This is a genomic window from Synechococcus sp. Nb3U1 (assembly GCF_021533835.1).
Classification (GTDB): Bacteria; Cyanobacteriota; Cyanobacteriia; order Thermostichales; family Thermostichaceae; genus Thermostichus.
Map to the genome: position 1 here is coordinate 1,852,492 of NZ_JAKFYQ010000001.1, position 23,430 is coordinate 1,875,921.

The 23,430-nt window shown below is 53.0% G+C and carries 27 protein-coding genes; 17 read left to right on the forward strand and 10 right to left on the reverse strand.

The features are described from left to right. Positions 1–5 precede the first annotated feature (5 nt). The 5 genes from nusG to L1047_RS08720 form a co-directional block, all read right to left on the reverse strand. Entirely contained in the window at positions 6–653 is a 648-nt protein-coding gene (nusG, locus tag L1047_RS08700) for a transcription termination/antitermination protein NusG (protein WP_235278473.1), read from the reverse strand. Between the two features lie 96 nt (positions 654–749). Then, the gene (gene secE, locus L1047_RS08705) at positions 750–1,073 is read right to left on the reverse strand and encodes a preprotein translocase subunit SecE (RefSeq protein WP_235278474.1); all 324 of its coding nucleotides are present in this window, start codon (positions 1,071–1,073) and stop codon (positions 750–752) included. Positions 1,074–1,120: 47 nt separating this feature from the next. Further along, positions 1,121–1,423, reverse strand: a complete 303-nt coding sequence (locus L1047_RS08710; protein ID WP_235278921.1) for a hypothetical protein — start codon at positions 1,421–1,423, stop codon at positions 1,121–1,123. A gap of 37 nt (positions 1,424–1,460) precedes the next feature. After that, the gene (trmD, locus tag L1047_RS08715) at positions 1,461–2,234 is read right to left on the reverse strand and encodes a tRNA (guanosine(37)-N1)-methyltransferase TrmD (protein ID WP_235278475.1); all 774 of its coding nucleotides are present in this window, start codon (positions 2,232–2,234) and stop codon (positions 1,461–1,463) included. Positions 2,235–2,262: 28 nt separating this feature from the next. Then, positions 2,263–2,715, reverse strand: a complete 453-nt coding sequence (locus L1047_RS08720) for a hypothetical protein (protein ID WP_235278476.1) — start codon at positions 2,713–2,715, stop codon at positions 2,263–2,265. 241 nt (positions 2,716–2,956) lie between these two features. Here L1047_RS08720 and L1047_RS08725 point away from each other — a divergent pair, with 241 nt between their 5' ends. The 7 genes from L1047_RS08725 (at position 2,957) to L1047_RS08755 (ending at position 10,588) form a co-directional block, all read left to right on the forward strand. Continuing rightward, positions 2,957–3,796 (forward strand): DUF6817 domain-containing protein, encoded by an 840-nt coding sequence (locus L1047_RS08725; protein WP_235278477.1) that lies wholly within the window; start codon positions 2,957–2,959, stop codon positions 3,794–3,796. Between the two features lie 96 nt (positions 3,797–3,892). Next, the gene (locus tag L1047_RS08730; protein WP_235278478.1) at positions 3,893–4,795 is read left to right on the forward strand and encodes a polysaccharide pyruvyl transferase family protein; all 903 of its coding nucleotides are present in this window, start codon (positions 3,893–3,895) and stop codon (positions 4,793–4,795) included. 344 nt (positions 4,796–5,139) lie between these two features. Beyond that, the gene (locus L1047_RS08735; protein ID WP_235278479.1) at positions 5,140–5,883 is read left to right on the forward strand and encodes a glycosyltransferase; all 744 of its coding nucleotides are present in this window, start codon (positions 5,140–5,142) and stop codon (positions 5,881–5,883) included. A 145-nt stretch (positions 5,884–6,028) separates the two neighbouring features. Beyond that, on the forward strand, positions 6,029–7,297 hold the full coding sequence (locus L1047_RS08740; protein ID WP_235278480.1) for a glycosyltransferase: 1,269 nt from the start codon (positions 6,029–6,031) through the stop codon (positions 7,295–7,297). Positions 7,298–7,355: 58 nt separating this feature from the next. Next, a complete protein-coding gene (locus tag L1047_RS08745) occupies positions 7,356–8,423 on the forward strand; it encodes a glycosyltransferase family 2 protein (protein ID WP_235278481.1) in 1,068 nt (355 codons plus the stop codon). Further along, positions 8,420–9,265: an ABC transporter permease gene (locus L1047_RS08750; protein WP_235278482.1), complete on the forward strand. Its 846-nt coding sequence runs from the start codon at positions 8,420–8,422 to the stop codon at positions 9,263–9,265. Before L1047_RS08745 ends, L1047_RS08750 begins: the two co-directional genes overlap by 4 nt. Before the next feature lie 24 nt (positions 9,266–9,289). Beyond that, positions 9,290–10,588, forward strand: a complete 1,299-nt coding sequence (locus tag L1047_RS08755) for an ABC transporter ATP-binding protein (RefSeq protein WP_235278483.1) — start codon at positions 9,290–9,292, stop codon at positions 10,586–10,588. Positions 10,589–10,644: 56 nt separating this feature from the next. Here the strand turns inward: L1047_RS08755 and L1047_RS08760 are convergent, their stop codons facing one another. Further along, positions 10,645–11,010 (reverse strand): acyl-CoA thioesterase, encoded by a 366-nt coding sequence (locus L1047_RS08760; protein ID WP_235278484.1) that lies wholly within the window; start codon positions 11,008–11,010, stop codon positions 10,645–10,647. Positions 11,011–11,060: 50 nt separating this feature from the next. After that, the gene (locus L1047_RS08765; protein ID WP_235278485.1) at positions 11,061–11,246 is read right to left on the reverse strand and encodes a hypothetical protein; all 186 of its coding nucleotides are present in this window, start codon (positions 11,244–11,246) and stop codon (positions 11,061–11,063) included. A 123-nt stretch (positions 11,247–11,369) separates the two neighbouring features. Here L1047_RS08765 and L1047_RS08770 point away from each other — a divergent pair, with 123 nt between their 5' ends. Genes L1047_RS08770 through rimI form a run of 3 tightly spaced genes read left to right on the forward strand, consistent with a single transcriptional unit; the run spans position 11,370 to position 13,473 of the window. Then, on the forward strand, positions 11,370–12,578 hold the full coding sequence (locus L1047_RS08770) for a 5-(carboxyamino)imidazole ribonucleotide synthase (RefSeq protein ID WP_328286044.1): 1,209 nt from the start codon (positions 11,370–11,372) through the stop codon (positions 12,576–12,578). Next, positions 12,575–12,982 (forward strand): hypothetical protein, encoded by a 408-nt coding sequence (locus L1047_RS08775; protein ID WP_235278486.1) that lies wholly within the window; start codon positions 12,575–12,577, stop codon positions 12,980–12,982. Before L1047_RS08770 ends, L1047_RS08775 begins: the two co-directional genes overlap by 4 nt. Positions 12,983–12,984: 2 nt before the next feature. Further along, positions 12,985–13,473 carry a ribosomal protein S18-alanine N-acetyltransferase gene (gene rimI / locus L1047_RS08780; RefSeq protein ID WP_235278487.1) on the forward strand — a complete coding sequence of 163 codons (489 nt, stop codon included), beginning with the start codon at positions 12,985–12,987 and terminating at the stop codon, positions 13,471–13,473. Between the two features lie 99 nt (positions 13,474–13,572). Here rimI and L1047_RS08785 read toward each other — a convergent pair whose 3' ends face one another. Beyond that, on the reverse strand, positions 13,573–14,871 hold the full coding sequence (locus L1047_RS08785) for an ABC transporter ATP-binding protein (RefSeq protein ID WP_235278488.1): 1,299 nt from the start codon (positions 14,869–14,871) through the stop codon (positions 13,573–13,575). Positions 14,872–15,092: 221 nt separating this feature from the next. Between L1047_RS08785 and L1047_RS08790 the strand changes: the two genes are divergently transcribed. From L1047_RS08790 to apcD, 4 genes are all read left to right on the forward strand, one after another. Next, positions 15,093–15,824: an SDR family oxidoreductase gene (locus L1047_RS08790; protein ID WP_235278489.1), complete on the forward strand. Its 732-nt coding sequence runs from the start codon at positions 15,093–15,095 to the stop codon at positions 15,822–15,824. Between the two features lie 79 nt (positions 15,825–15,903). Beyond that, positions 15,904–16,593, forward strand: coding sequence for a GTP cyclohydrolase I FolE (folE, locus tag L1047_RS08795; RefSeq protein WP_235278490.1), 690 nt, complete (start codon positions 15,904–15,906; stop codon positions 16,591–16,593). A 188-nt stretch (positions 16,594–16,781) separates the two neighbouring features. Beyond that, on the forward strand, positions 16,782–18,140 hold the full coding sequence (locus L1047_RS08800) for a PilT/PilU family type 4a pilus ATPase (RefSeq protein WP_443081711.1): 1,359 nt from the start codon (positions 16,782–16,784) through the stop codon (positions 18,138–18,140). Positions 18,141–18,331: 191 nt separating this feature from the next. Further along, complete coding sequence (apcD, locus tag L1047_RS08805; RefSeq protein ID WP_235278491.1) at positions 18,332–18,817, forward strand: allophycocyanin subunit alpha-B; 486 nt, start codon at positions 18,332–18,334, stop codon at positions 18,815–18,817. Between the two features lie 87 nt (positions 18,818–18,904). Here apcD and L1047_RS08810 read toward each other — a convergent pair whose 3' ends face one another. Continuing rightward, positions 18,905–19,600, reverse strand: coding sequence for a HEAT repeat domain-containing protein (locus L1047_RS08810; RefSeq protein ID WP_235278492.1), 696 nt, complete (start codon positions 19,598–19,600; stop codon positions 18,905–18,907). 92 nt (positions 19,601–19,692) lie between these two features. On the opposite strand from L1047_RS08810, the gene rpsO reads away from it, so the two are divergent. The 3 genes from rpsO (at position 19,693) to larC (ending at position 21,764) form a co-directional block, all read left to right on the forward strand. Then, the gene (gene rpsO, locus L1047_RS08815) at positions 19,693–19,968 is read left to right on the forward strand and encodes a 30S ribosomal protein S15 (protein ID WP_235278493.1); all 276 of its coding nucleotides are present in this window, start codon (positions 19,693–19,695) and stop codon (positions 19,966–19,968) included. A gap of 37 nt (positions 19,969–20,005) precedes the next feature. Then, complete coding sequence (locus L1047_RS08820; protein WP_235278494.1) at positions 20,006–20,437, forward strand: photosystem II biosynthesis protein; 432 nt, start codon at positions 20,006–20,008, stop codon at positions 20,435–20,437. 124 nt (positions 20,438–20,561) lie between these two features. Next, entirely contained in the window at positions 20,562–21,764 is a 1,203-nt protein-coding gene (gene larC, locus L1047_RS08825; protein WP_235278924.1) for a nickel pincer cofactor biosynthesis protein LarC, read from the forward strand. Positions 21,765–21,914: 150 nt separating this feature from the next. Here larC and L1047_RS08830 read toward each other — a convergent pair whose 3' ends face one another. After that, positions 21,915–22,871, reverse strand: a complete 957-nt coding sequence (locus L1047_RS08830; RefSeq protein WP_235278495.1) for a sigma-70 family RNA polymerase sigma factor — start codon at positions 22,869–22,871, stop codon at positions 21,915–21,917. Positions 22,872–23,430 lie beyond the last annotated feature (559 nt).

Here is a 23,430-nt window from a genome sequence, read left to right on the forward strand (position 1 = left end):
CGCTGTTACACCTCTTTTCGCACTTGACCAAACTCTAATTCTACCGGGGTATCGCGCCCGAAAATCGAGATCAGAGCCTTTAGCTTGCCCCGTTCTGGACTGACTTCCACCACCTCCCCGTAAAAACCCTGGAATGGGCCTGATAGCACCTCGATCCGATCCCCAGCGGCCATATCGATTTTGAGAGGTACCTCCTCGACTTCGACGCTGCTGAAGATGCGTTGAATCTCCCCATGGCTAAGGGGACGCGGGGTTACATGTCCGCGGCCTCGACCATAGGCGCGTTTTTCTTCGGTGCCGACAAAGTTGATCACATTGGGGGTACTCTTCACCACCAGCCAAGAATCATCGTTCATGTCCATGCGCACCAGCACATAGCCAGGGAAAACTTTCTCTTCTTGCTCTTGGCGCTTACCAGCCCGATCCAGCTTGAACCCCAACCGCTTCGGGATCACCACATCCACAATTTGATCCGCCACATCCAGAGCGGCAGCCCGCTGCATTAGGGTGCTTTTCACCTTGTTTTCACAACCTGAAGCCACCTGTAGGGCATACCAACGTAAGGTGCGCCGACTTTGTCCTTCAGCATCTGAGGGCTCGGCTGCACCATCATATCTTTCGTGTACTTCATGTTGCTCCGGCTCTAGGCTCATCACCTATCTTCCTCCGCCTGATTAATCTATACCCGTACCTGTCAATCCCGCACCTATGGCAATAGGGATCCACCTGAACTGACTGATTAGAACAGATTAGAACAATTGAATCGCTACCCAACTAAACACTTGATCGATCAAGTAGATAAAGGAGGCAAAGGCCAACACAATCAGCAAAACGCCTACCGATTCACTGATCAGTTGCTGACGACTAGGCCAAACAATTTTGCCCAATTCCTCACGGGTATCTCTGACGAAGCCCGCGATTCCTTTCGACTCAACATCACCATCCTTGGAATTACCCCGATGAGAGGGATCCAGACGCTGCTGCGGATCGACTTTGCTAGAAGGGGTGCTCTTGACCACGGCGGTACTCTCCTGATGGATCCCGAACGATACACCGGATCTGAGCGCACTCAAGATCGGCTTTGCGATCCTAACAAAATTTATTTGGGATGGGATCCAATTTAAGGCGTAGCTGTAGGCTCAGGCTGCAACAAGCCGGGAGAGAGTTGCAGGGGGCGGCGACGGGATTGATTGAATTGCTCCACAGCAGCATCGACGCCAGCCGTGCTATCCCAGCGGGAGGTGGCATTCTGGTTGGAGAGAAAGTCGGCAGCGCGAAACAGATCGTTCATGTCAATGCTGCTGCCATCGAACAAGTTGGTATTGCCATCACGGCGAATGGCATCGTTAACATTCTCGTTTTGGGCCAAGGCCGTTGCAGGGCTGACCAAATTCTGGCCAGTGGTGATCCCTAGGAGAACCACCGCCAAAGGGATCCTATACAAGCCAACACAAGATGGGTTAGAGAGAGGGTTTTTGCGCATCGGTTGGTTCCTCCACATCTGTTTTTTCCTCAGCCAACCCCGTCTCCAGCAGGTGTTGTTCTTGAGCGGTGAGGGAGCGTTTGGCCAAAAGATCAGGTCGCCGCTGCCAAGTGCGAATCAACTGCTGCTGCTGACGCCAACGGGCAATAGCCTGGTGATCTCCTGAAAGAAGCACCTCCGGCACTTTATAGCCTCGGAACTCCGGCGGACGGGTGTATTGGGGATACTCCAACAACCCTGACTCGAAGCTTTCGCTCTTCAGTGAGTCTACCTTACCCACTGTGCCTGGCAAGAGCCGCACCACACCATTGATCAAGGCCAGAGCAGGAATCTCTCCTCCCGTCAGGACGAAATCTCCCAAGGAGATCTCACGGGTGGCCAAGTGTTGGCGAATCCGTTCATCAAAGCCTTCGTACTGGCCACAAATGAGGATCAACTGCGCCTTCTGAGCTAACTCCTGCAGCACCTCCTGGGTGAGGGTCTGCCCTTGTGGAGTCAGCAAAATAATCTCACAGGGATCCCAGCGAGGTAGGGATTCGACCGCAGCAAAAAAGGGCTCTGGCTTGAGCACCATACCCACCCCACCCCCGTAGGGTTCATCATCAACGCGGCGGTGCTTATCGGTAGCAAAATCCCGTGGATTGATACAGTTGACCTGGGCGATACCCTGCTGCAAAGCTTTGCCCAGCAGACCCATTCGCAGAGGAGCCCCAAAGAAGTCTGGGAACAAGGTGAGGATATCGAGACGCACAAGTCCAGGCCGAAAATTCTTAAATTCTTCAGGATTCTGTATCCGTACCAGAAGTTGGAGAAGCGGGATCCGTGCGCAGCCGCTCCAGATCCAACCGCAACGACTCGATCTGATGGGTCAGCTCCATCAACTCGGCAATCTCTTCTTTTGAGATCGGTGTTGAGCCGCCTGGACTAGAAGGAGGGGGGCTAGAGGCAGCTTCAGAAGGACTGGGGGTGCTGACGGGCGTCTCACTGTCTGGGGCTGTGGAGGGGGTATTGGCGGCAGCGTCCTTGAGGCCTTCTAGGTAACGAATCGCCTCTTGCTCAGTCAGCTCTCCTTTTTGCTCCAGCTCTTCTGCTAGTTGTCCCAAATCCATCGACAGGCGGTTCAGATTTTCCGTGCGCTTCTCAGGATCCTGGAGGATCTCTACCAGAGCCGTGGCTGTGCCGTAGAAGATGTGGCGGGCCCGGGTAAACCAATCAGAGGAGTTAGAACTCATGGCAGCAGAGGTACGCTTAATTCTGAACCGATTCTAGGCGATACCCCTCCTCGTTTCCCCCTGCGGAGAAAGTCAACCGCACCCATAGCCCATACCGCCATCACGTTGACCGGATTCAGCGAAACTAGAATAAAAATTAAGTAAATCTAAAGAAAGATGACTCTTTTAGGTCAAATCGTGCATTGTATATGAATGGAGTTCCAAATCTTTAGCGATCTGCGAAAGAGATCTGCGAGGCGGTATGCAAAGCTATGCACAAACTAATTTGCAGCTCTTCAATCAAGTGATTCAACAGGACTATAGCCTGGAAGATTTGCAACAGTTGGCAAAAGCCTATCGAGTTACTATTGAGCTCTTTACAGGCATGTTTCGGCCTTCTGGCAAAACCTTTGTTGCTCACCTCGTTGGTACTGCCAGTATTCTTACTTCCCTCAATCAGTCCATTGATGTTGTCATAGCTGGCTTGCTTCACGCCGCTTACGCCAATGGAGACTTTGGTGTTGGAGGTCGAAAAGGCATTACACCCGCTAAGCGTTCTTATCTTCAGTCTCGATTGGGGAATAGGGTTGAGGCTTACATTGGGCAGTACACAAAACTTAAATGGGATCCTGATACTCCTAAAAAACTTTTGAGTCGAATGGAACAATTTAATCAGACGGACAAAGATGTGCTTTTAATTCGATTGGCAAACGAGCTTGAGGAATATCTTGATTGCGGCATGGTCTACAATGGAATAGAGAAAGGTCAGCGATACTTAAAGCATGATACCAATGCAATTAAAAACTTAGCTATTGAGTTAGGATTTCCGACATTGGCTCAGTCTCTAATTGAATCTATTGACTTCAACGAGCATGTGGCTATTCCGCTTGAACTTTGCAACCTCGTCGAAAAATCATCTTCTACACTCCTTCTCCCAAAATCTTTGCAGATTAGTCTGCTTGATCGAGAGATTCGATTTATTAAGAATCAATCAAGAAGGCTTTTCAGATTGTTTCAAGGCCTGAAGAAAGTTTTTAGTGGCCCCTTGTCAAGAGGGAGTTCTCAACAACAGGACTGTAATTCAAGTTCTTCTCTTGGATGAAGGTGTTTTTTGTGTTTTCTTATGTAGCTTGTGCCATGAACAGTCTTGTCTTTCTTGTTTTACCGAATAAATTAGTTAATGTTAGGATTACTGGCTTTGTCCTCCACTGTTTATGCTAATGGAATCTCTGATCCTAAAGAAGATCAGAAAAGTTATACAGCTACAGCACGAGTGATGTCTGAGAACCTTTCATTGTATTTCTGGAATCCTAGACGCCGCTGGTGGAAGGGAAGGTTTGGTAAAAATCTCCCATTCTACAGTCGCCCTAACAATTTTGGAGATCTTCTTGGCCCACTCATTGTGAAAAGAGTATTGGCTCGAAAAGGGGTGACAAGAAAAATCCGAACCATCGGAGATCCAGATTTAGTTAATCAATCGCTCCTAACTGTAGGTTCTATCCTTCATTTTGCAAAAAATGGAGACATTATCTGGGGTAGCGGTCGCAATGGGAAAATCCCGAGTGAGGAGTATTGTTTCAACAGCATCGATGTCAGGATGCTGCGTGGGCCACTGACCCATAAATTTTTGGCGGAGCGTGGTATATCTGCTCCTCGGATCTTTGGGGATCCTGGACTGCTAGTCGGACATCTTTTTCCGGAATATCTGGCTCTCAGAAATACTAAAATACACAAGATCACAGTGATCAGCAACTTGAACGATGTAATTTCGGATATTCATCCCAGTATGCTTAAAAATCCCACAGATTCGCTATCCAGTGTTCTTGGCCGCATTGCCCAAAGCGAGCTAGTCATCAGCTCCTCGCTTCATGGTATTGTCGTAGCTGAAGCCTTCGGGGTGCCCGTCAGAGTGCTGAAGTCAAAGGCGGAACCCAGCTTCAAGTATGAAGATTACTTTCTGGGAACTGGAAGATCTCACTATCCATCTTACGAAACTATCCAGGCTGCGATAGATGGCCAATGTCCTGATCCACCCAAGTATTCCGTATCGGAGATGCTTGCCGCTTTTCCCTACGAGTGTTTTGAGGAAACTTCAGCTTGAGCAACAGTCGGAAGCCTGTAGCCTTTTCTTGGCCCGCCGCACCCCACGAAAATACTTTTGTTGACACTGTCTGTGGGATGCTAGCCCATCTGGGCCTATCTGTGCGCCACGGCAATCCTACCTCTTGGAAGCCCCCACTCCAGAAAGTAGACCTCTTTGTCATCCACTGGCCTGACGCAATTTTTTGGTCGTCAAAGTCAGTGGCTCAGTTATGGCTTCTCATCTTACAAGTAATCACAAATTTTGTGTTTCTCAAGTTGCGGGGCACAAGGATACTTTGGTTTGTGCACAACCTTCAGCCCCATGATCTCCAACTTGAGCGCCGCCAGGCTTGGGATGTTTACGTGAGTGCTCTTTCACAACTGATCGATGGGTGGATCACACTCTCTCCCTCCACGGCTGGAGTGGCGGTTGAGCGCTACCCAGAGCTGTCCAGAAAGCCTCAATCTTTTATTTGGCATCCGCCCTATTTCATTGGCTACAACGGCAACTGTGAGCAGGCTAGGCAAGAGCTGGGTTTGGCATCCTCTGCACTTGTTTACGGACATGCTGGTCAGCTCAGACCCTACAAGAAGCTCGTGCCTTTGGCGGAGAGGTTTGAGCAAATCGCGCCACCTGGCTCTAAGCTTTTGATTGCCGGTTTGGCGAAGGACGGGGTAGACTGTGCACTCGCTGAGCTCTCGAACACTGTAGCTGCATTAGACTTCCGATCGGGCAGCCTTACATCAGAGGACTTCGAACGTGTCTTGACGGCCTTGGATGTGTTCATAGCTCCTTACTGTAGCTTTCTCCATTCCGGAGCACTCATCCATGCCCTCTCCTGTGGGTGTGTGGTTGTTGCTCCGAGGGTACCCTTTACCTCCGATTTGGCCGAAACAGTTGGGTCTGATTGGGTAATTGTCTATAACGGGGAGATTTCTGCGGTTACCTTGGCTAAGGCGGCTGCCAGCGCTCGTTCTTTGGCTGGAGAGAAGCCGGATTTATTTACATTAGAACCCAGCGCCAACCTAGAACGTCTTGCCGAGCTTCTGGCGAGTATGAAGTTAAGACTCTGTCATGCAGGGGGATCCCACTTGGGTAAAAAATAAAGCCCCTTCCTAAAGGTAGATTTTAAAGTAAATCTTAAGAAAGATGTGTCTCTTGAGATTGAGACGATAGAAGTGACTGAGTACTGAGCAATCCATCGCTAGCAGTCTGTGAGTCTAAAGGGGGGTTCCCCTGTGAGGAGAAGCTGTGAGAATTGCAATGATTGTGGGTCATTTTCCGCTCCTCTCAGAAACCTTTGTGATCAACCAGATCGTTGGCCTGCTCAGACGTGGACATGAAGTTGATATTTATACCCGTAGACTGGGTGAGCAAAGCAAGTTACATCCGGAGGTTGTTGCCTATGATTTGCTCAAATCCACTTATCTTTTGCCAGGTAAGCCTGCAACACTGTTAGGCTACCTAAAATGTACTGCCAAGACTTTGTTGCGTCAGAGCCTGGTTGATCCGTTGCGACTACCGCGTTTGATACGAGTCTTTTGGGGCTCGGAGGGATCCCTGGAGGATCGTTTGAGGGTTGCCCAGGCCACTGTTGGTAAGGCCCCTTACGACATAGTTCATTGTCAGTTTGGCACCTTAGGGGAGCTGGGCATGACGTTTCGGGCGGTCAATCGTGGCAAATTGATTGTTTCCTTTCGAGGACATGACATCAGCCAATATGTGCAAGAGCGCGGGGAGTCGGTCTACAACAATCTCTTTTCTACGGTCGATCTGTGTTTGACCAACTGTGTTTTTTTTCAGCAGCGGCTCCTGGCGATGGGTTGCCCTGCAGGGCAGTTAAAGGTGCTTTATTCCGGGCTGAACCCGAAGCAGTTTCCCTTTCAGGCGCGGCATTTTCCGGAAGATGGACGGGTGCGTATTGCCTTGACGGGGCGCTTGGTGGAAAAAAAAGGGATCCCGGATGCGATTTGGGCGGTAGCTCAGGTGGCCAAAACTTACCCGAACTTGGAGTTCAACATCATCGGAGAGGGAGAGCAGCGCCCCTTGCTAGAAGCCTTGATCCAACAATTGGGTATGCAGGAGCAGATTCATCTGCTGGGGCAAAAGAATCAGATGGAGATTGTCGAGATTTTGTCTGGCTCTCATCTCTTTTTGGCTCCTAGTGTTACGGCAGCCGATGGCAACCAAGATGCGCCGGTGAATGTGCTGAAAGAAGCGATGGCGATGGGTTTACCGGTGATTAGCACCTGGCATGGGGGTATTCCAGAGTTGGTGCAAGAGGGCATCTCAGGTTTCCTCGTGCCTGAGCGGGATCTGGGTGCTTTGGCAGAGCGGTTGCATGACCTGATTCAACACCCCCAACGTTGGCCGGAGATGGGTCGAGCTGGGCGCAGCTTTGTTGAGCAGGTGTTTGATTTGGAGACTCTGAATGATGAACTGGTACGGCATTATCAAAAGCTCTTGTGGGAGGATGCTCTAGATGTGCTGACCGACCCCACCCCACAGCCCTCTGCTTGAGCAATTTTATTTTGGGTTCCTAGCTTAATTCTTCTCAGTTTTCTGATTAGGAGTAGTTATGTTGCAAGCCGATTTGAGTTCCAACCCGGAGCAACCGCAAGTTACCTTGGTGGTCGTGCCAAGGGAGCGCTTTAGCTGTACTCAGGCTTCTTTAGAAAGTCTCTATGCCTATACACGGATCCCATTTCACCTGATCTATGTGGATGGTAATTCTCCTCCCCATATCGGGCGCTACTTGAAGGAACAATCTCAAGCACGAGGCTTTCAGTTGATTCGCACGGAGCACTATCTATCCCCCAATCAAGCTCGAAATATGGGCTGGGAAGCGGCACGCACCCCCTATATGGCCTTCGTGGATAACGATGTCATCGTTTCACCCGGCTGGCTAGAGTCGATGCTTCAGTGTGCCGAAGAGACTGGGGCTGCTATTGTGGGGCCCCTGATGTGTGAGCGCGAACCCATACATACGATCGTTCACTGTGCTGGTGGCGAAAATTATATTTGGCAAGATGGCAAGGGATCCCGACATTTACGGGAAAAAATGTACAAACAAGGCCAAAAGGTGGAGCAGGTTCGCGCTCAACTGCAAGCTCAGCCCACCGAGCTGGCGGAGTTTCACTGTATGTTCTTGCGCACCGATCTACGAGAAAAAGTTGGGTTTCTGGATGAGGGAATGCTCAATACCAAAGAACATCTGGACTTTTGCATGACGGTAACTGCTGCGGGTGAATTGATCTATTTTGAGCCCAATAGCCTTGTGACCTACGTGCCTGGCCCGCCTGCGGACTGGAGTGATGTTGCTTTTTACATGCTGCGCTGGAGCAACCATTGGACACAAGCCAGCCTGGAGCACCTGCGGCAGAAATGGGACTTGGCGGAAGATAGCTACTTTAAAACCAAGCTGAAAAAGCTGGGCTGGCGGCGGCGCATGACCCTCTGGCAACCGCTGAACCGCATCCTCACTAGGGGTCGCACCAGCGATCGTCTGAACCAATGGGTGTTGTATCCCTTGGATCGCTTCATCGAAGGTTGGCTGACCCGTGACTATCAGCGGCGGAACCCAGCTCAAAGGCCCCAGCTCCAGACCCAAGATTCTGTGCCCTCAAGCGGGAAGAGATCAGCATGACCCAAGAAGTCATTCATACTCCCGCTAGCCCTTTGCGGGCTCCCCTGAAGCTGTTGCGGGCGATGGGATCCGATCTGTTGGCCAGTCGAGAGTTGGCGTGGCGGTTGATGCTACGGGATATCAGTGCCCAGTACCGGGCCTCTTTGCTGGGCTTTATCTGGGCATTTATTCCACCGATCGTGATGGCCTTGAGTTTCTCCTTGGCTAGCGAAGCAGAGGTGTTCACCCCCGGCCCCACAGAGCTGCCCTATGGTGCCTACGTCATGTTCAGTACCTCCCTCTGGCAAACCTTTGTGGAATCGGTCAATGGTCCCATTCAGGCGGTGACTCAAGCCAAGCCAATGCTGACCCGGGTGAACTTCCCGCGCGAGGCGATCATCCTGGCTAAGTTGGGGGAGGTGGGGTTCAACTTTGCCATCAAGCTGATTTTGATCGTGGGGCTTTTTGGGGCGTATCGAATCCCGGTGGGGCCGTCGGCGCTCTTGGCTCCTGTGGCCCTGATTCATCTGATTCTGTTGGGCATTGTCGTGGGCACCCTGCTCTCACCGCTGGGAGCGCTTTATCAAGATGTCTCCAAAGGCATCACGCTGGTGACGGGATTCTGGCTTTTTCTCACGCCTGTTGTGTATCCCGTTCCCACCAGTGGGCGACTGGAGATGTTGGTCAACCTCAACCCAGTTACTCCTTTGTTGGTCACCACCCGTGAGCTGGCGACAACCGGGGCTCTAACGCAAATTCCCAGTTTCTGGTGGGCCAGTGGGTTGGTATGGGTGAGCCTACTATTCACTTGGGTCACCTTCCGGTTGGCTATGCCCTATGTGATCGAGCGGGTCAGTTCTTGAAGACTGTGAGGAGAGAAGAACAGCATGGTTGGATCCCTGATACGCCCCAGTCACTCTTGGGTTGAGACCTTTAGTCCAGAAGCCGTAATCCAAGCCGAAGGGGTGAGCAAAAAGTTTTGTCGGCAACTGCGGCGCTCCCTATGGTACGGGGTACAAGATATTGCCACGGATTTGGTGGGGGGATCCCGGCAGGGGGAGCGGCTGCGACCCAAGGAATTTTGGGCTTTGCAAGGGGTCAGTTTTCAGTTGCTGCCTGGACAGGCTTTGGGGCTGGTGGGATCCAATGGTGCCGGCAAAAGTACTCTGTTGCGCATCATCAGTGGCCTGATCAAACCGGACTTAGGCCAGGTACGGGTGCGAGGGCGGTTGGCTCCGTTAATTGCCTTGGGAGCGGGGTTTAACCCAATTTTGACGGGGCGAGAGAATATCTACGCCAACATGTCCATCTTGGGCCTTTCCACCCGACAGATCGAGGCTCGCTTCGATGCTGTAGTAGATTTTGCGGAACTTTGGGAGGCCATCGATGCGCCTGTACAAACCTACAGTTCAGGGATGACGGCTCGGTTGGGGTTTGCTTGTGCGGTACACATTGAGCCAGAGATTCTCCTCATCGACGAGGTGCTGGCGGTGGGGGATGTGCGCTTTCGCATGAAGTGTTACCAACGGCTAGCTCGTCTGCGGGAGCGGGGCACGGCATTTGTGTTGGTATCCCACAACCCGAATGCCATTTTGAATGTTTGCGAGCAATCCGTCTATCTGAAAAAGGGTCAGTTGATAGCGGCTGGCCCCACCGAGCAGATTTTGCGGCAGTACGAAGCAGATCTCAGCTTGGGAGATGGCCAATCCACGGCAGAGTTTTTGCGCTTGCCTGCCAAGGCTCCTGATGAAAGTTTGGGTGTCGATATTACTGCTCTGGGCTTTCAAGATGGGGAGGGGAACTGGCAACGCCATCCCACTACCGGGGATCCGATCACCTTATGTGTAGAAGTGGTCTGTCATCGACCAATCCAGCGAGCCAACGTGGGGGTGTTGATCTCAGCAGTGGCGGGGGACACCGAACGGGTATTGACTCTAACCTGTGCGGCTGAGGACGAATACCTGACCTTGCCTGCGGGGCGCTCCCGTGTTTTGATGCATCTGCCGAATATGGGGTTGCTGCCGGGGATCTACAACCTCAAGGTATATGTGAAGGAGGGGGTTTCTTCGCTGGATATTGTGGAGTACTTTCGCTTTGCTGTTCATCCTGGTCGGCTGGTTAGCCAATGCTTGTTTTACCAGCCGCGCTCTTGGCAGGTGATCTCAGGTTCTAGTCCAGACATCTAGGGACTAAATCCGCTTCTTCTCAGGAGTTTTCAGATAGAAGTTTATTTTAAGGTCTTTTAAGAAGAAAACCCACGGGCAAAATCTGACGGTACCGGGATTGGTTTCCAGGTTTTCAGATCCAAGAAGGCCCCCACTTGCTCAGCGGAGATGTACCATTTCATGGGGGAGACCTTGGGAAGCCACATGCGCCCGATCACGGAATCAAACAGTCGCACAGGCCGCCGATAGTCAATTTCTGTTCGTCGCAGCACTGGGGTGTACCCTTGGGCCAACTGCCCTTGCAAAGGGAAATAGGCATCCAGCAGTGCCAGACACAAATCCTCTAACCAACGCAGGTAGACGAGGTTGCTCACTACTCCTGCGTAGTCGGTATCGTAGGTTTTAACTTGAATGGACAAAGCAATCTGAAAGGGATGTGTCATGAAGGGTTGCTTATTCTTGTCTGTCCACCAAAACCTAGCAAAGGGGGAGATTAATCTACAGCTCGGATCTCGCCACTGTTGAGGCGCTCCACAATCATCTCCAGCAACTCGTGTTCTTCCGGAGAGACCTCCTGATCGGCAGTGACAGCCTTGAGAATTTGTTGTTGTTCGGCACGGGTTAAGACTTTATCCGCCAGTGCCCGGTTAATCAGCGCTTTTAATTCGGTCAGTTCCACCGTTTTTCTCCTGGTGCTTGCAGAGCAGGGATCCCATAATAGGGTTCCAGAATATAGTTCCAGAATATAGGTATAGCCAGATATAGCGGATAGCGGCTCGTTGCTCAGTATAGCGGTAGGCTTGTGGAACAACAGACATCACAACCGGTTGGGGTGATTGGTGGCGGTCAGTTGGCGCAGATGATGGGTTTGGCCGCTCGCCAGTTGGGGATCCCCTGGGTAGTACAAACGGCTGCTCCAATCGATCCGGCGGTGGGAGTGGCGCAAGAGGTGATTTGGGGATCGGTTACGGATGTGGCAGCAACAGCCCGATTGCTGGAGCGATGCCCTGTGGTCACCTTTGAAAATGAGTTCATTCCTCTTGCCGAACTTTTGCCCCTAGACCCAGAGGGATCCCGGTTTCGCCCTAGCCTCAACAGTCTCAAGCCGCTGCTGGATAAAGGGGAGCAACGAGAGTTTCTGGCCCATTTGGGGTTGCCTGTGCCTGCGTTTCAACTCCTGCCAGACTCTGCCCAGATGGCAGAGGGTGCAGATTTAGATCCACTTGTCGATCCCCTGAGCAGGCTCAGGGGCCTCAACCGTTTCCCGGTTGTGCTCAAACAACGGCGACATGGCTACGATGGCCAAGGCACCCAGATTCTCCGTGCCCCTCAGGCTTTGCAGCAGGCCCTTCAACAACAGCTAGGGATCCCTTTACTGTTGGAGGAATGGATCCCGTTTGAGCGGGAGTTGGCGGTGATCGTGGCGCGGGGAGTGTCAGGAGAGATCCGGATCTACCCAGTGGTGGAAACCCTGCAGGTGGAGCAAATCTGTCGGCGGGTGATTGTGCCTGCTCGCATTCCCCACCAGATTGCGACCCAGGTGCAAGAGATTGCCACAGATCTCATGGAAAAACTGGAGGCCGTCGGGGTTTTTGGTTTGGAGCTGTTTTGGGTACCCGAAGGACAACCTAAGGCTGGGATTTGGATCAATGAACTTTCGCCACGGGTTCACAACTCCGGCCACTACACGTTGGATGCCTGTTTGACCTCCCAATTTGAGCAGCACCTACGGGCGATCACGGGTTTACCGCTAGGGGATCCCTCCCTGAGTTATGCCGGGGCCGTGATGGTGAACCTTTTGGGCTACGAACATTCTGAATCGGACTATGCCGAGAAGCGGGCAGCACTGGCGCGGATCCCGAATGCCACCGTCCATTGGTACGACAAAATCCCGGCCCGTCCCGGTCGAAAATTGGGCCATGTTACCGTTTGCTTGCCCACAGCAGCCGATAGATCTCAGGCAGAAGCCCTAGCCACCCAGATTGAATCCCTTTGGTATGAGCAGCCATGATGCAAGACCAGGATCCCTCTTTACCCACAGCAATCCAAGCTTTGATCGAGGCCATGCAACGACGGGATGTGCCTGCGGTGGCTCAGCAGGTGAATGGCTTATCCCCTCCAGAACGCTCCGCGGTGTTAACCCCTGCTCTGGAACATCTTTCGGAAGTGGATCCCGCCAGTGCTCAGTGGTTCGTCCGGTATTTGATGGATCCCCGAGCCAAAGGGCAACTTCAAGAAGGGATCCTCAAGGCTGCTCACGAGTATCTTCAGGAAGCAGGATTTGTGGCAGGAACTGACTATGAGATTAAGGGGGGTATTCTCAGCATCAGTCGCAAAGCCTTACCCTATGCCGCCCCTGATGATGACCCATTTGGGCAACTATTACTAGCCGAATTTTGTGAATTGCGAGATTGAACTTGAATAGCAGTGCTACCTACAGTTTGGAAGTGCTAGATAGTGCAGCTTTGCCACAATTGTTGCAGTTAGATCAGCTTTGTTTCGGCGGTCATTGGGGAGAACAGGGTTATCGAACCGAATTAGAACGGCCCAATAGCACGGTGCTAGGAGCTTTCCTAGAAGAGGAGTTATCACCCAATTCTTCCGACAGAAACTCCGATAGAAACTTAGTAGGGTTCGGCATTCTTTGGCGCATTGAGGATGAAGCTCATATCATCTCTCTGGCAGTTCATCCTGCTCATCAAAGACAGGGCTTGGGCAGAAAAATTTTGCTAGAACTTCTGAATCAAGCTAGAGATTTGGGTTGTGCTTGGGCAACGCTGGAAGTGAAAAGCTTCAATCAAGCAGCCATTCATCTCTATGAGTCAGTAGGATTTCAAAAGTTGGGAGAACGCAAAGGCTACTACAACGGCGAAGATGCTTGGGTGTATTGGAAGAAGCCCATCTAGATTACAGCCTTTTCTAGCGTTATCTGATACAGCAGATTCAGGTCAATCCCTTGCTCCGTAAGGTTTTTTGCCTAGCTCAAGAGCCCTTCCGGATCACACTCACCCATCTTTAGGGGAACTATCGAGAGGGAACCTGGCCTCATGCACAGGAAAAAGACGACCTTTCTCGACAGCAATCTGGACACGGGATCCGATGGGCAGCACCTCTCGTGTCAGGGCATGGAGTTCTTTGCCCGCATCGGAAATCAGGCAATAGCGATACTCCCGTCCCAAAAACTGCCGATCTCGAATGGTGATCTCCCCGGATGGATCGGGGAACAGCTGTAAGTCCTCCTGCCGCACCATCAACTCTCCTTGATGTAGCTCGGGATCCGGGGGAGCTTTCAAAACTTGCGTTGGGATCCGCAGCCAATTCTCAGCCTGCCAACCTTGCTCCTGGCGCTCACAGGTTAAAAAATTGGCCTGGGTGATAAACTCTGCGACGAAGCGGGTGGCCGGATCCTGATAGATTTCCTCCGGGGATCCCCATTGTTCGATGCGACCCCGACTCATCACTGCCACCCAATCGGAAAGGCACAGAGCCTCCTCTTGATCATGGGTAACGAAAATGGCAGAGGTCTGAGTTTCCTTGAGGATTTTTCGAATTTCTTCCCGGAGGTAGTGGCGCACCTGCACATCCAAGTTGCTCAGGGGCTCATCCAACAGAATCAGGCTGGGATTCGGGGCCAGAGCACGGGCCAAAGCTACCCGTTGTTGCTGCCCTCCCGAAAGCTCATGAGGATACCGATGAGCATAGGCTTCTAAGCCCACTAACCTCAACACTTCATAGGCACGGTCGTTGGCTTCTTGGGAACTCTTGGATGGATCCCGTTTGTTAGAGAATTTAGGCCCATTCACGTTAGTGGGCCGGAGGCCATTCACGTTAGTGGGCCGGAGGCCATTCACGTTAGTGGGCCGGAGGCCATTCACGTTAGTGGGCCGGAGGCCATTCACGTTAGTGGGCCGGAGGCCATTCACGTTAGTGGGCCGGAGGCCAAACATCACATTCGCCAACACATCCAAGTGAGGAAAAAGAGCAAAATCCTGAAATACTAGCCCCACCCCCCGCTGTTCTGGCGGGATCCACTGCCCAGCCCCCGCCACAACCCGGTTCCCGAGAACAATCTGCCCGCGATCCGGCTGTTCAAAGCCCGCGATGGTACGCAACAAGGTTGTTTTCCCACAGCCGGAAGGGCCAACAATGCCGAGCAGGTCTCCTTGGGGCAGACGAAACTGGATCTCTTCCAGAACAGGATGCTGCTGTCCAGGAAACCGTTTGCAAATGCCATCGAGCTGGAGAATATAAGGGCAGGCGTGGGAGCCAGTAAACAGCGTTGGGGCAAGCAGGGACTCGGCCATAGGAAAAGGAGAAGGCAGGACAATTGTTGCAAAAGATTATCACTATTTGTGCACTCTAACATACCCCTCTGCCCCTTTCAGGCTTGGCGGCTCCGGTGAAGACCCTCCAGAATTGCTCCCGATTCAGCTGGACAACAAAAAAGTGTTACACTTGTTAACGAAGTCTCTCAGGTTTTGGTGGCGCTAGCACTGGTGGAGCGCATCCCAAGACTTTGTTATGGATGAGTTTTGATGCACAGATTCCGCAGGGGGCGCTGATCACAGGTGCCAGCCGAGGGATTGGTAAGGCTGTCGCCTTGACCCTGGCTCAACAGGGGATCCCTGTTGCCTTAGTAGCCCGCTCTCACCCTGATCTGGTGGCGGTGCAGACGGAGATCAAGGCCTTGGGAGGTAGAGCGAAGGTTTATCCCATCGACCTATCCGAGTTATCCGCATTGCCGCAGCGTTTGCAGTCTCTGCTTGCGGATTTTGGCTCTTGCGATGTCTTGGTCAATAATGCGGGTATGGCCTATGTTGGCCCTTTGGCAACTTTATCGTTATCGGACTGGCAACGGGTGATCGACCTGAACCTGACGGCAGCTTTTCTCTGTGCTCAAGCGGTACTTCCCGGCATGCGCCAACGACGCTTCGGCACCATTGTCAACGTTGTCTCTATCGCCGGCAAACGCGCCTTTCCCGATTGGGGAGTCTACTGTGCCAGCAAGTTTGGCCTGATGGGCTTTTCTCAAGCTTTGGCGGAAGAGGAACGGCAACACGGCATTCGGGTCACCAGCCTCTGTCCTGGTGCAGTCAACACTCCCATCTGGGATACGGACACTGTCACTGTGAGTTTCGACCGTTCCAAAATGCTTTCGGCGGCATGGGTGGCTGATCTAATCGCTTATATCGTGCGCTTGCCTATGGGTGCGGTGGTGGAAGATCTCACCCTGATGCCGACGGGTGGAGCCTTTTAGGTTTGCCCCGCCTGTTGGCCTGTTTCCCTCTTTTTGCTCCATTGCAGACAACGCTTCGTCCAACAAGGAATACGCTCTTATGGCCCTTGCACAATCCGGATCCGGTTCACAGTCTCGCCTAAATGACAAAAACAATCTCAAATCTCGGGTGATACGCGATCTGTCTAATCCTGTAGACGAAGAGCTCGATAGCGCGGATGTTCTGGATCCGACCATGGTGGCGGCAGTAGAAACCCTGCTGCGTGGTATTGGCGAGGATCCCAATCGGGAAGGTCTGGAAAAAACCCCGAAACGGGTGGCTCTGGCCTTGAAGTTTTTGACCAGTGGGTATCAGCAGTCTCTGGAAGAGTTGATCAATGGGGCCATTTTCGATGTTGGCCACGATGAGATGGTGCTGGTGCGGGATATCTCCATGTTCAGCATGTGTGAGCACCATATGCTGCCCTTTATTGGCAAAGCTCATGTGGCTTATATCCCCAAACAAAAGGTGGTTGGGCTGAGCAAAATTGTTCGCATTGTGGAGATGTATTCCCGCCGTCTACAGGTGCAGGAACGCCTAACCCGACAGGTGGCAGAGGCCTTAATGGAGGTTCTGGATCCCTACGGTGTGGGGGTGGTGATGGAAGCCAGCCACATGTGCATGGTGATGCGCGGTGTACAAAAACCCGGCTCCTGGACCGTGACCAGCTCCATGGTGGGGGTGTTTCAGGAGGATCCCCGCACTCGCGAAGAATTTCTCAGCTTGATTCGCCATCCATCCAGTTTTTAGCGGGGCTTGAGGGGACTGTCTACAAATGTCGCATCAGCAAGGGTTAAGCTTGTCGCCGGACTGGGAATACTAGCGTAAGATCGACGCAAACTCTGCCGGAAGCGAGGCCCATTATGAGTGAAGTCGGCCCCGAGAGCCAATTTCCTACTGACTTAGACTCCGACTGGAAACCCCCCACCCCCCCTGTGATGCAACGCCCTCCGCGTCCGGCTGCCTACACGCCGAGAGTGGAGCCACCCACCCAACTGGATCCGGCGATGGGTTCGGGGGCAGCTTCTCCCCAAGATGCGATTCGCACAGGAGCAATCATGGGTCGTCCCATTCCTCCGGGTGTAGCTGCAGCACCCCCACAAATGCCGATGCCTGCCTCTGCACCCAGTGCTACCCCCGCAGGTATGCCTTTTGCTCCCCCGGCTCGTCCAACCGCTTCCGGGCGGATCCCGATGATGCCTGCGACTCCTCGCGGTGCTGGAGCTCCCTCCTCAGGACTGACACTGCGCCAGTTGGTGCAAGAGGCCTACGACAACGGCTATTCCGACATTCACTTGGGGGTGGGGGAAGTACCTCGCTTTCGGGATCGGGGGCAAATGCTCCTGACCAACTACCCAGTCACCACCACCGAAATGTTCTATGGCTGGCTGCGGGAAAGCCTACCTGAGAGCCAAATTCGCCAGTTTGAAGAATGCCTAGAGCTGGATACGGCTATTCAATACGAGAGCATGGTGCGCTGCCGGGTCAACTGCTTCGTTTCCCTGCTTGGCCCCGCTCTGGTGATGCGTCTGATCCCACTGAAAATTTTGACCCTAGAGCAGTTGCGGGCACCGGAGGTTTTGAAGCACATCTCCGAAGAACACAAAGGTTTGGTGCTGGTGACCGGCCCAACGGGATCCGGTAAGTCCACAACCCTAGCCGCTATGGTGGACTACATCAACTCCAGCTTTCCCAAACACATCATCTCCATCGAAGACCCGGTGGAATTTGTCCACCAAAGTAAGAAATCCATGATCCGGCAGCGAGAGGTCGGGATCCATACGCTGGAATTTGCGAATGCCCTTAAGGCCTCTCTACGGGAAGATCCGGATGTGATCCTAATCGGGGAGATGCGGGATCGAGAAACCGTGGATACCGCCCTGAAAGCCGGTCAAACCGGGCACTTGGTCTTTGGAACCCTACACACCAACAGTGCCGTCCGCACGATCGAGCGTTTGCTGGGGATTTACAGCCCAGAAGAACAGGAGCCGATGCGTCTGCAACTATCGGAAACCTTGGTAGCGATCATCGCCCAAACCTTGGTGCGAACCACCGATGGCAAGCGGGCTGCTGCCCATGAAATTCTGCGCAACACCGATGCCATTCGTGACTACATCAAGCGGGGTGCGGTGGATGAAATTGAGGAGTTGATCTCCGAGGGATCCTATGAAGGAATGTGTACGATGAATCAGTCTTTGTTCAAACTTTACCAAGAGGGGCGCATTACCGAAGAGGTTTGTCTGGGTGCTGCTCCCCGGCGCAACGAGATGGCGCAATGGCTGCGAGGCCGGATTTAATCCCGGTTTTATTCCATGGGAAGGCAGCGCCAGATCAGAATCTAGACAGGTTCAGATCAGGTAAAGATCGCTTGAGGGAATACCCGCCTTATCTTAAACTGAGAGCAGTTGGCAGTGCTGGCTTGGCTAGGCTGCGTTTTTATTCATTCATTCGAATTTAGATAAAGCTAGAACACAGGAGAACCCCTACGGTGAGCGTGATCAACCAGATCATCGAGAGTGCGGATGACCAACTGCGTTATCTCTCGGTCAGCGAACTTCAAGCTGTCAAAGACTATATGACCACTGGCGAAAAGCGCTTGCAAATCGCTCAGGTGCTGACGGAGAACAAGAAGCGCATCATCGATCAGGCGCAAAAGCAACTGTTCAGCAAGCGGCCCGAGTATAGACAGCCCGGCGGTAACGCCTACGGCGACAAGCGCTACAACCAATGTTTGCGGGATTATGATTGGTATCTGCGTCTGGTGACCTACGGCATCATCGCCGGCAGCAAAGAGCCGATCGAGTCGATCGGGCTAGTGGGGGTACGGGAGATGTACAACGCCCTGAATGTGCCCATTCCCGGCATGATTGATGCGATTGTGTTCTTGAAAGACGCTGCCCTCAGTCTGTTGGAACCAGCCTCGGCTGCAGAAGCTGCCCCCTACTTCGACTACATCATCAACGCGATGGGATAAATCCTTGGGGGCGGGATCTTGAGCCCCCTTGGAGAGCTTTGGCCTGCCTTCCTCAAAAGGGCAGTTTTTTTGTTGAGAGACTCGACGCTACAGGGATCCGAACAGGGATCCGAGAGCATTGCGGGCATGAACAGCCACTTGTTCCTGCGGATCTTGGGCCAGACGAGTCAGACCAGGTCGGGCGGCTTCTGTGCCCAATCTGCCCAAGGCAATGCAGATGCGGTAGCGCAATTGCCAATCATCCGAATCGATGAAGGGATCCAGAAATGGAATGGCCCGTGGATCCCCCAAATCCCCCAGGGCTGCTGCTGCTGCGGTAGAGATCAGCTCACTGTCTCCCTGAAGAGCTTGCACCAAGGTATCGAAGGCGCCAGGGTTGCCCAGTTCCCCGAGTGCCGCCACAATGCTGAACTGCACCAACCATTCCTGTTCTCGCTGGTAGGCTGCCAACAAATCCGTCAGGGCTTGCGGTTGTTTCAGATCCCCCAAGGCTGCCGCCGCCGCTGCCCGCACATCGAACTCTGGATCCTTCTCAAGAGCTTGGCGTAGGATCGGCAAAATCGGGGCAGGATCCACTCCAGAAACAGTGCCCATTTGGCTAATGGCGGCATAGCGGACACGGGCATTTTCGTCGGTGACCGCCTGGTGTAGCAGCGTCAGGGTTTCTTCCCCAGGCAATTGCCGGGCCAAATTGACCGCACGCAACCGATCCCCCAAATCTTGAGAGTTCAGCAGATCCAATAAATCCGACAGCATTGGGGGATCCCCAGCATTTGCTTCCATAGCCACTTCCTTCCAACGACATGCTGCGGCAATAGCAAAGGCCGAAAGGCCAGTGTTATCATCTGTAAGCAGTGCATAACTCTCTCGATCTTATGGCCTTATTGCAGCAAGAGAAGCAAGAGATCATCGACGGCTACCAGCTTCATGAAACCGACACCGGTTCCGCTGATGTTCAGGTGGCTTTGCTGACCAACCGCATTAACCAAATTTCTCAGCACCTCCAAAAGAACCCGAAAGATTTCAACTCCCGCCGCGGTTTGTTGATGATGATCGGTCGCCGCAAACGGTTGCTCAGCTACATCGCCAAGCACTCTCCCGATCGCTTCCGTGACTTGACCGAACGGCTCAACATTCGTGTGAGAAAGTAAGGTGAGAAAGTAAGAGCGCTACCAGAGAGCTATTTTCGTGGGCAAATCCAGCCGCTATACCAAAGTCTCCCGTCGCCGCTCTGCCCCCAGTCCTGCTCCCACTCCGCTGGAGAAAGAGCCTTTAGTCCCGATTCCACCCGAGATCAGCCGCCGTATGGTGCGTCGGGTGCTGGTGTTTTGCGGGATCCCTTCCTTGATCGGGTTGAGCAGCTTCTTTGTCAACTACTACCTGCTGGTCAACCATGTGCTGGCTCTGCCCAGCTATTTCACCCTGGTCGAGTCGCTGGCTTTCTTCGGCTTGGGCTTTTTGGGCATTAGCTACGGTGTGCTTTCTGCTTCCTGGGATCCAGAGCCGGGATCCCTGCTGGGCATTGGGGAGTTTCGGCGTAATCTTGGCAACACCCTCAAACAGCGGCGAGCATCCGCCGTACCCCCCAAATCTTCCGACTCTGGAGACCCCCAATCGTGATTGGGATGACGACCTCTATCTGAATCAAGCAATTGGTTCAGACAAGTTGACTCGCTGAACCAAGAATCCCCTGCCTTTAGGCATGGGGAGTGTCAAAATGGGGTCGGCATTCTTGGCATCAACGATGAAATTGGCCTACTTCGACTGTACAGCAGGTATCGCAGGCGATATGTGCTTGGGGGCATTGCTGGATTGTGGGGTGCCGCTGGAGTACCTGAACCAGCAGCTACAGGCGTTGGAGCTAGAAGGGGAATTTCACCTGCAGGTGAACCGGGTGCAGCGGTGTGGTCAGCCCGCTCTGCATGCGGTGGTGGAGGTACTCGGATCCCACGGTGGGGGACACCCTGCCCGTCACTGGCCAGAAATTCAGGCTCTGATCGAGGGATCCCAATTGGCCCCGGCAATTAAGGCCCGCAGCCTAGAGGTGTTCTACAAGCTGGCCCAGGCGGAGGCAAAAGTGCACCAAATGCCTCTAGAAAAAGTGCATTTCCACGAAGTGGGGGCAGTGGATGCCCTGGTGGATATTGTCGGCACCTGCATCGGTCTGGATTGGCTTGGGGTTGAGCAGGTGCTGTCTTCTCCTCATCCGATCGGGGGTGGGTGGGTGAATACGGAGCATGGCAAGCTGTCGGTGCCCGTGCCAGCGGTGATCGAGCTGTGGGAAATGGCTCGTGTGCCGGTGTTTAGCAATGGGGTGGAAGCGGAGTTGGTCACCCCAACAGGGGCGGCCTTGGCGGTGGCGCTGGCCCAGGAATTTGTCCCCTGTCCGCCGATGCGGGTGGAGAAGGTGGGGCGCGGCGCAGGTACTCGTGAGCTGCCGATCCCGAATGTGTTGCGCCTCTGGATCGGCGAGACTGCCGGTGGGGAACTTACAGAAACGGTATCGGTGTTACAAACTCAAATCGACGATCTCAACCCTCAGGTGATCGCCTATACCTGTGAGCAGGTGTTGGCCCTCGGCGCTTGGGATGTCTTTACTCAGCCGATCACCATGAAGCAGGGGCGACCAGGGGTGCTGCTGACGGTGATCTGCCCACCGGATCGGGTGCCTGAGTGTCAGAACTTGATCTTTCGGGAAACCAGCACCCTTGGTATTCGCCATTCCCAAGAGCAGCGCACCCTGCTAGAACGGGTGATCGAGCGGGTGGAAACCCCCTATGGCCTCGTGGATGTGAAGGTGGCTCGCCATCATGGTCGCATCGTCAATGCTCAGCCGGAGTTCCGCGATTGTGCTGCCCGCGCCCAGGAATATCGGGTGCCGGTACAGACGGTGTGGTTGGCAGCTCAGTCGGTTTGGCAAAGGCGCCGAGAAGAGGATCCCTTCTAAGATAAGAAAACATCTAAGAAAATAGGGGCTTTAGCTCTTCTTAGACGGGTAGACCGCAAGTCGTTCCTAGCCCCGCGCTGTACCTGTAGCTTGCTGTCCGAAGGGGAAGGTCTTGGCGTAGCCTGCCGTAGGCGTAGCGTTGGGAGTATTTCACGTCAAGGGGTTAAGCCGCTTGCTGGTTTTGGGGGTGGAGTATTCCTGCTGTAGTCGCCGCAATTTTCGTAGGGCCCGCCGTTCGATCTGCCGTACCCGCTCCCGAGAAAGACCGATGTGTTCGCCAATTTCCCGTAGCGTTAGGCCGCTAGACCCATCCAGCCCGTAACGGGCCACGATCACCTGTTGTTCCCGGTCACTCAGTTGACCCACTAGAGTACGCACTTCCTCCCGATGGGCAACCCGGTTCAGATGTTCGACAGGGTCGTTATCTTCGTCTTGGATGAAATGTTGCAATTCCGTGCCGTCCTCATCCCCCACCCCCATGTTGAGGGAGCGCATCTCGGCCATGTGTCGGGTGATCAAATCCCGGTAGTTATCGCCGATCTCCAGAGACTCAAACACCTCCTCGGCTTGAGGACGGGATCCCTTTTCGGAGGACAACTCCCGGTAGCGCCGTTTCACCTGCGAGACTTTCTCGTACATGTGGGCGGGCAAACGGATCATGCGGCCTTTGTTTTGGATGCCGCGATTGACGCTTTGGCGGATCCACCAAGTGGCATAGGTGGAAAATTTGTAGCCTCGGGTAGGGTCAAACTTTTCTACCGCTCGGGTGAGGCCGATGGTGCCCTCCTGAATCAGATCCAAAAAGGGCAAGCCGCGATTGCGATAGCGCTTGGCGATGGACACCACCAACCGCAGGTTGCATTCCACCATCCGCTTTTTGGCCGCTTCCCCCTGCCGTAGGATTTGCTGCAGCTCTCCTAAAGGGATCCCCATCCGTCTGGCCCAGTCTTCTACAGACTCATAGCTCTGGCGTTGTTCCAGCAGCAACACCATCTGTTGAACCTGGTGAGCCAAGCGGAGTTCTTCTTCCGCCGTGAGCAACGAGTAACGCCCAATCGTCTTTAAGAAACGTCCCACCGCATCTTGCAGGTCAAGATTTTCCGACATATTAAACCCCACACCATAAATTCACGCCCTGTCAGGACATCTACTCCCCCCGCTGCACCAGGCCCTCTTCCCTCTAGCGAAGTTGACCTTTCGGCAAACAGCATCTTATTCATACCAACAGATAAGGCTTTTCGTAAAGGTTTTGACCCTAAAAACTGGATTTGTATCCAGGATCTGGCTCACTAAATATATTGAATCAAAGATTCTTGCCTACTACCCCTAGCGTCTGTAGTAAGTTTTTACAGCCTTGTTACACTAAAGAGAGAAGACTCAAGAATTAAAGCTATTACCAAAAGATTTAGTTTTTATCTTCTTAAGAACTGAAAAAATTAATCTTAAGTTAAGAATTTTTTCCGATGAAAATTTTGTATTTTTGTTTTTTGATGGGTATTCAAAATCCTGATTTATATAAAATCTTCTGTCGGAGATTAGTCATTGAAAAATTCAAAAGCCTTGCACCATAAGAGATACAGGGATCCCCGAGAGTGATTTTAGTCCAGCTGAGCTCGAGCTGTAGTTCCTGTCGGCACCCCAAAGCACAAAAATGGGATCCCTATAG

What these genes read in the sequence shown, in the direction of transcription:
- L1047_RS08790 (WP_235278489.1), top strand. Translation starts at nt 15,093, where the DNA reads ATGAGTTTTGATGCACAGATTCCGCAGGGGGCGCTGATCACAGGTGCC.
- L1047_RS08745 (WP_235278481.1), top strand. Translation starts at nt 7,356, where the DNA reads ATGTTGCAAGCCGATTTGAGTTCCAACCCGGAGCAACCGCAAGTTACC.
- L1047_RS08810 (WP_235278492.1), bottom strand. Translation starts at nt 19,600, where the DNA reads ATGGAAGCAAATGCTGGGGATCCCCCAATGCTGTCGGATTTATTGGAT.
- L1047_RS08775 (WP_235278486.1), top strand. Translation starts at nt 12,575, where the DNA reads ATGATGCAAGACCAGGATCCCTCTTTACCCACAGCAATCCAAGCTTTG.
- L1047_RS08830 (WP_235278495.1), bottom strand. Translation starts at nt 22,871, where the DNA reads ATGTCGGAAAATCTTGACCTGCAAGATGCGGTGGGACGTTTCTTAAAG.
- L1047_RS08750 (WP_235278482.1), top strand. Translation starts at nt 8,420, where the DNA reads ATGACCCAAGAAGTCATTCATACTCCCGCTAGCCCTTTGCGGGCTCCC.
- L1047_RS08755 (WP_235278483.1), top strand. Translation starts at nt 9,290, where the DNA reads ATGGTTGGATCCCTGATACGCCCCAGTCACTCTTGGGTTGAGACCTTT.
- folE (WP_235278490.1), top strand. Translation starts at nt 15,904, where the DNA reads ATGGCCCTTGCACAATCCGGATCCGGTTCACAGTCTCGCCTAAATGAC.
- larC (WP_235278924.1), top strand. Translation starts at nt 20,562, where the DNA reads ATGAAATTGGCCTACTTCGACTGTACAGCAGGTATCGCAGGCGATATG.
- L1047_RS08785 (WP_235278488.1), bottom strand. Translation starts at nt 14,871, where the DNA reads ATGGCCGAGTCCCTGCTTGCCCCAACGCTGTTTACTGGCTCCCACGCC.
- L1047_RS08725 (WP_235278477.1), top strand. Translation starts at nt 2,957, where the DNA reads ATGCAAAGCTATGCACAAACTAATTTGCAGCTCTTCAATCAAGTGATT.
- L1047_RS08720 (WP_235278476.1), bottom strand. Translation starts at nt 2,715, where the DNA reads ATGAGTTCTAACTCCTCTGATTGGTTTACCCGGGCCCGCCACATCTTC.
- nusG (WP_235278473.1), bottom strand. Translation starts at nt 653, where the DNA reads ATGAGCCTAGAGCCGGAGCAACATGAAGTACACGAAAGATATGATGGT.
- rpsO (WP_235278493.1), top strand. Translation starts at nt 19,693, where the DNA reads ATGGCCTTATTGCAGCAAGAGAAGCAAGAGATCATCGACGGCTACCAG.
- L1047_RS08760 (WP_235278484.1), bottom strand. Translation starts at nt 11,010, where the DNA reads ATGACACATCCCTTTCAGATTGCTTTGTCCATTCAAGTTAAAACCTAC.
- L1047_RS08800 (WP_443081711.1), top strand. Translation starts at nt 16,782, where the DNA reads ATGCAACGCCCTCCGCGTCCGGCTGCCTACACGCCGAGAGTGGAGCCA.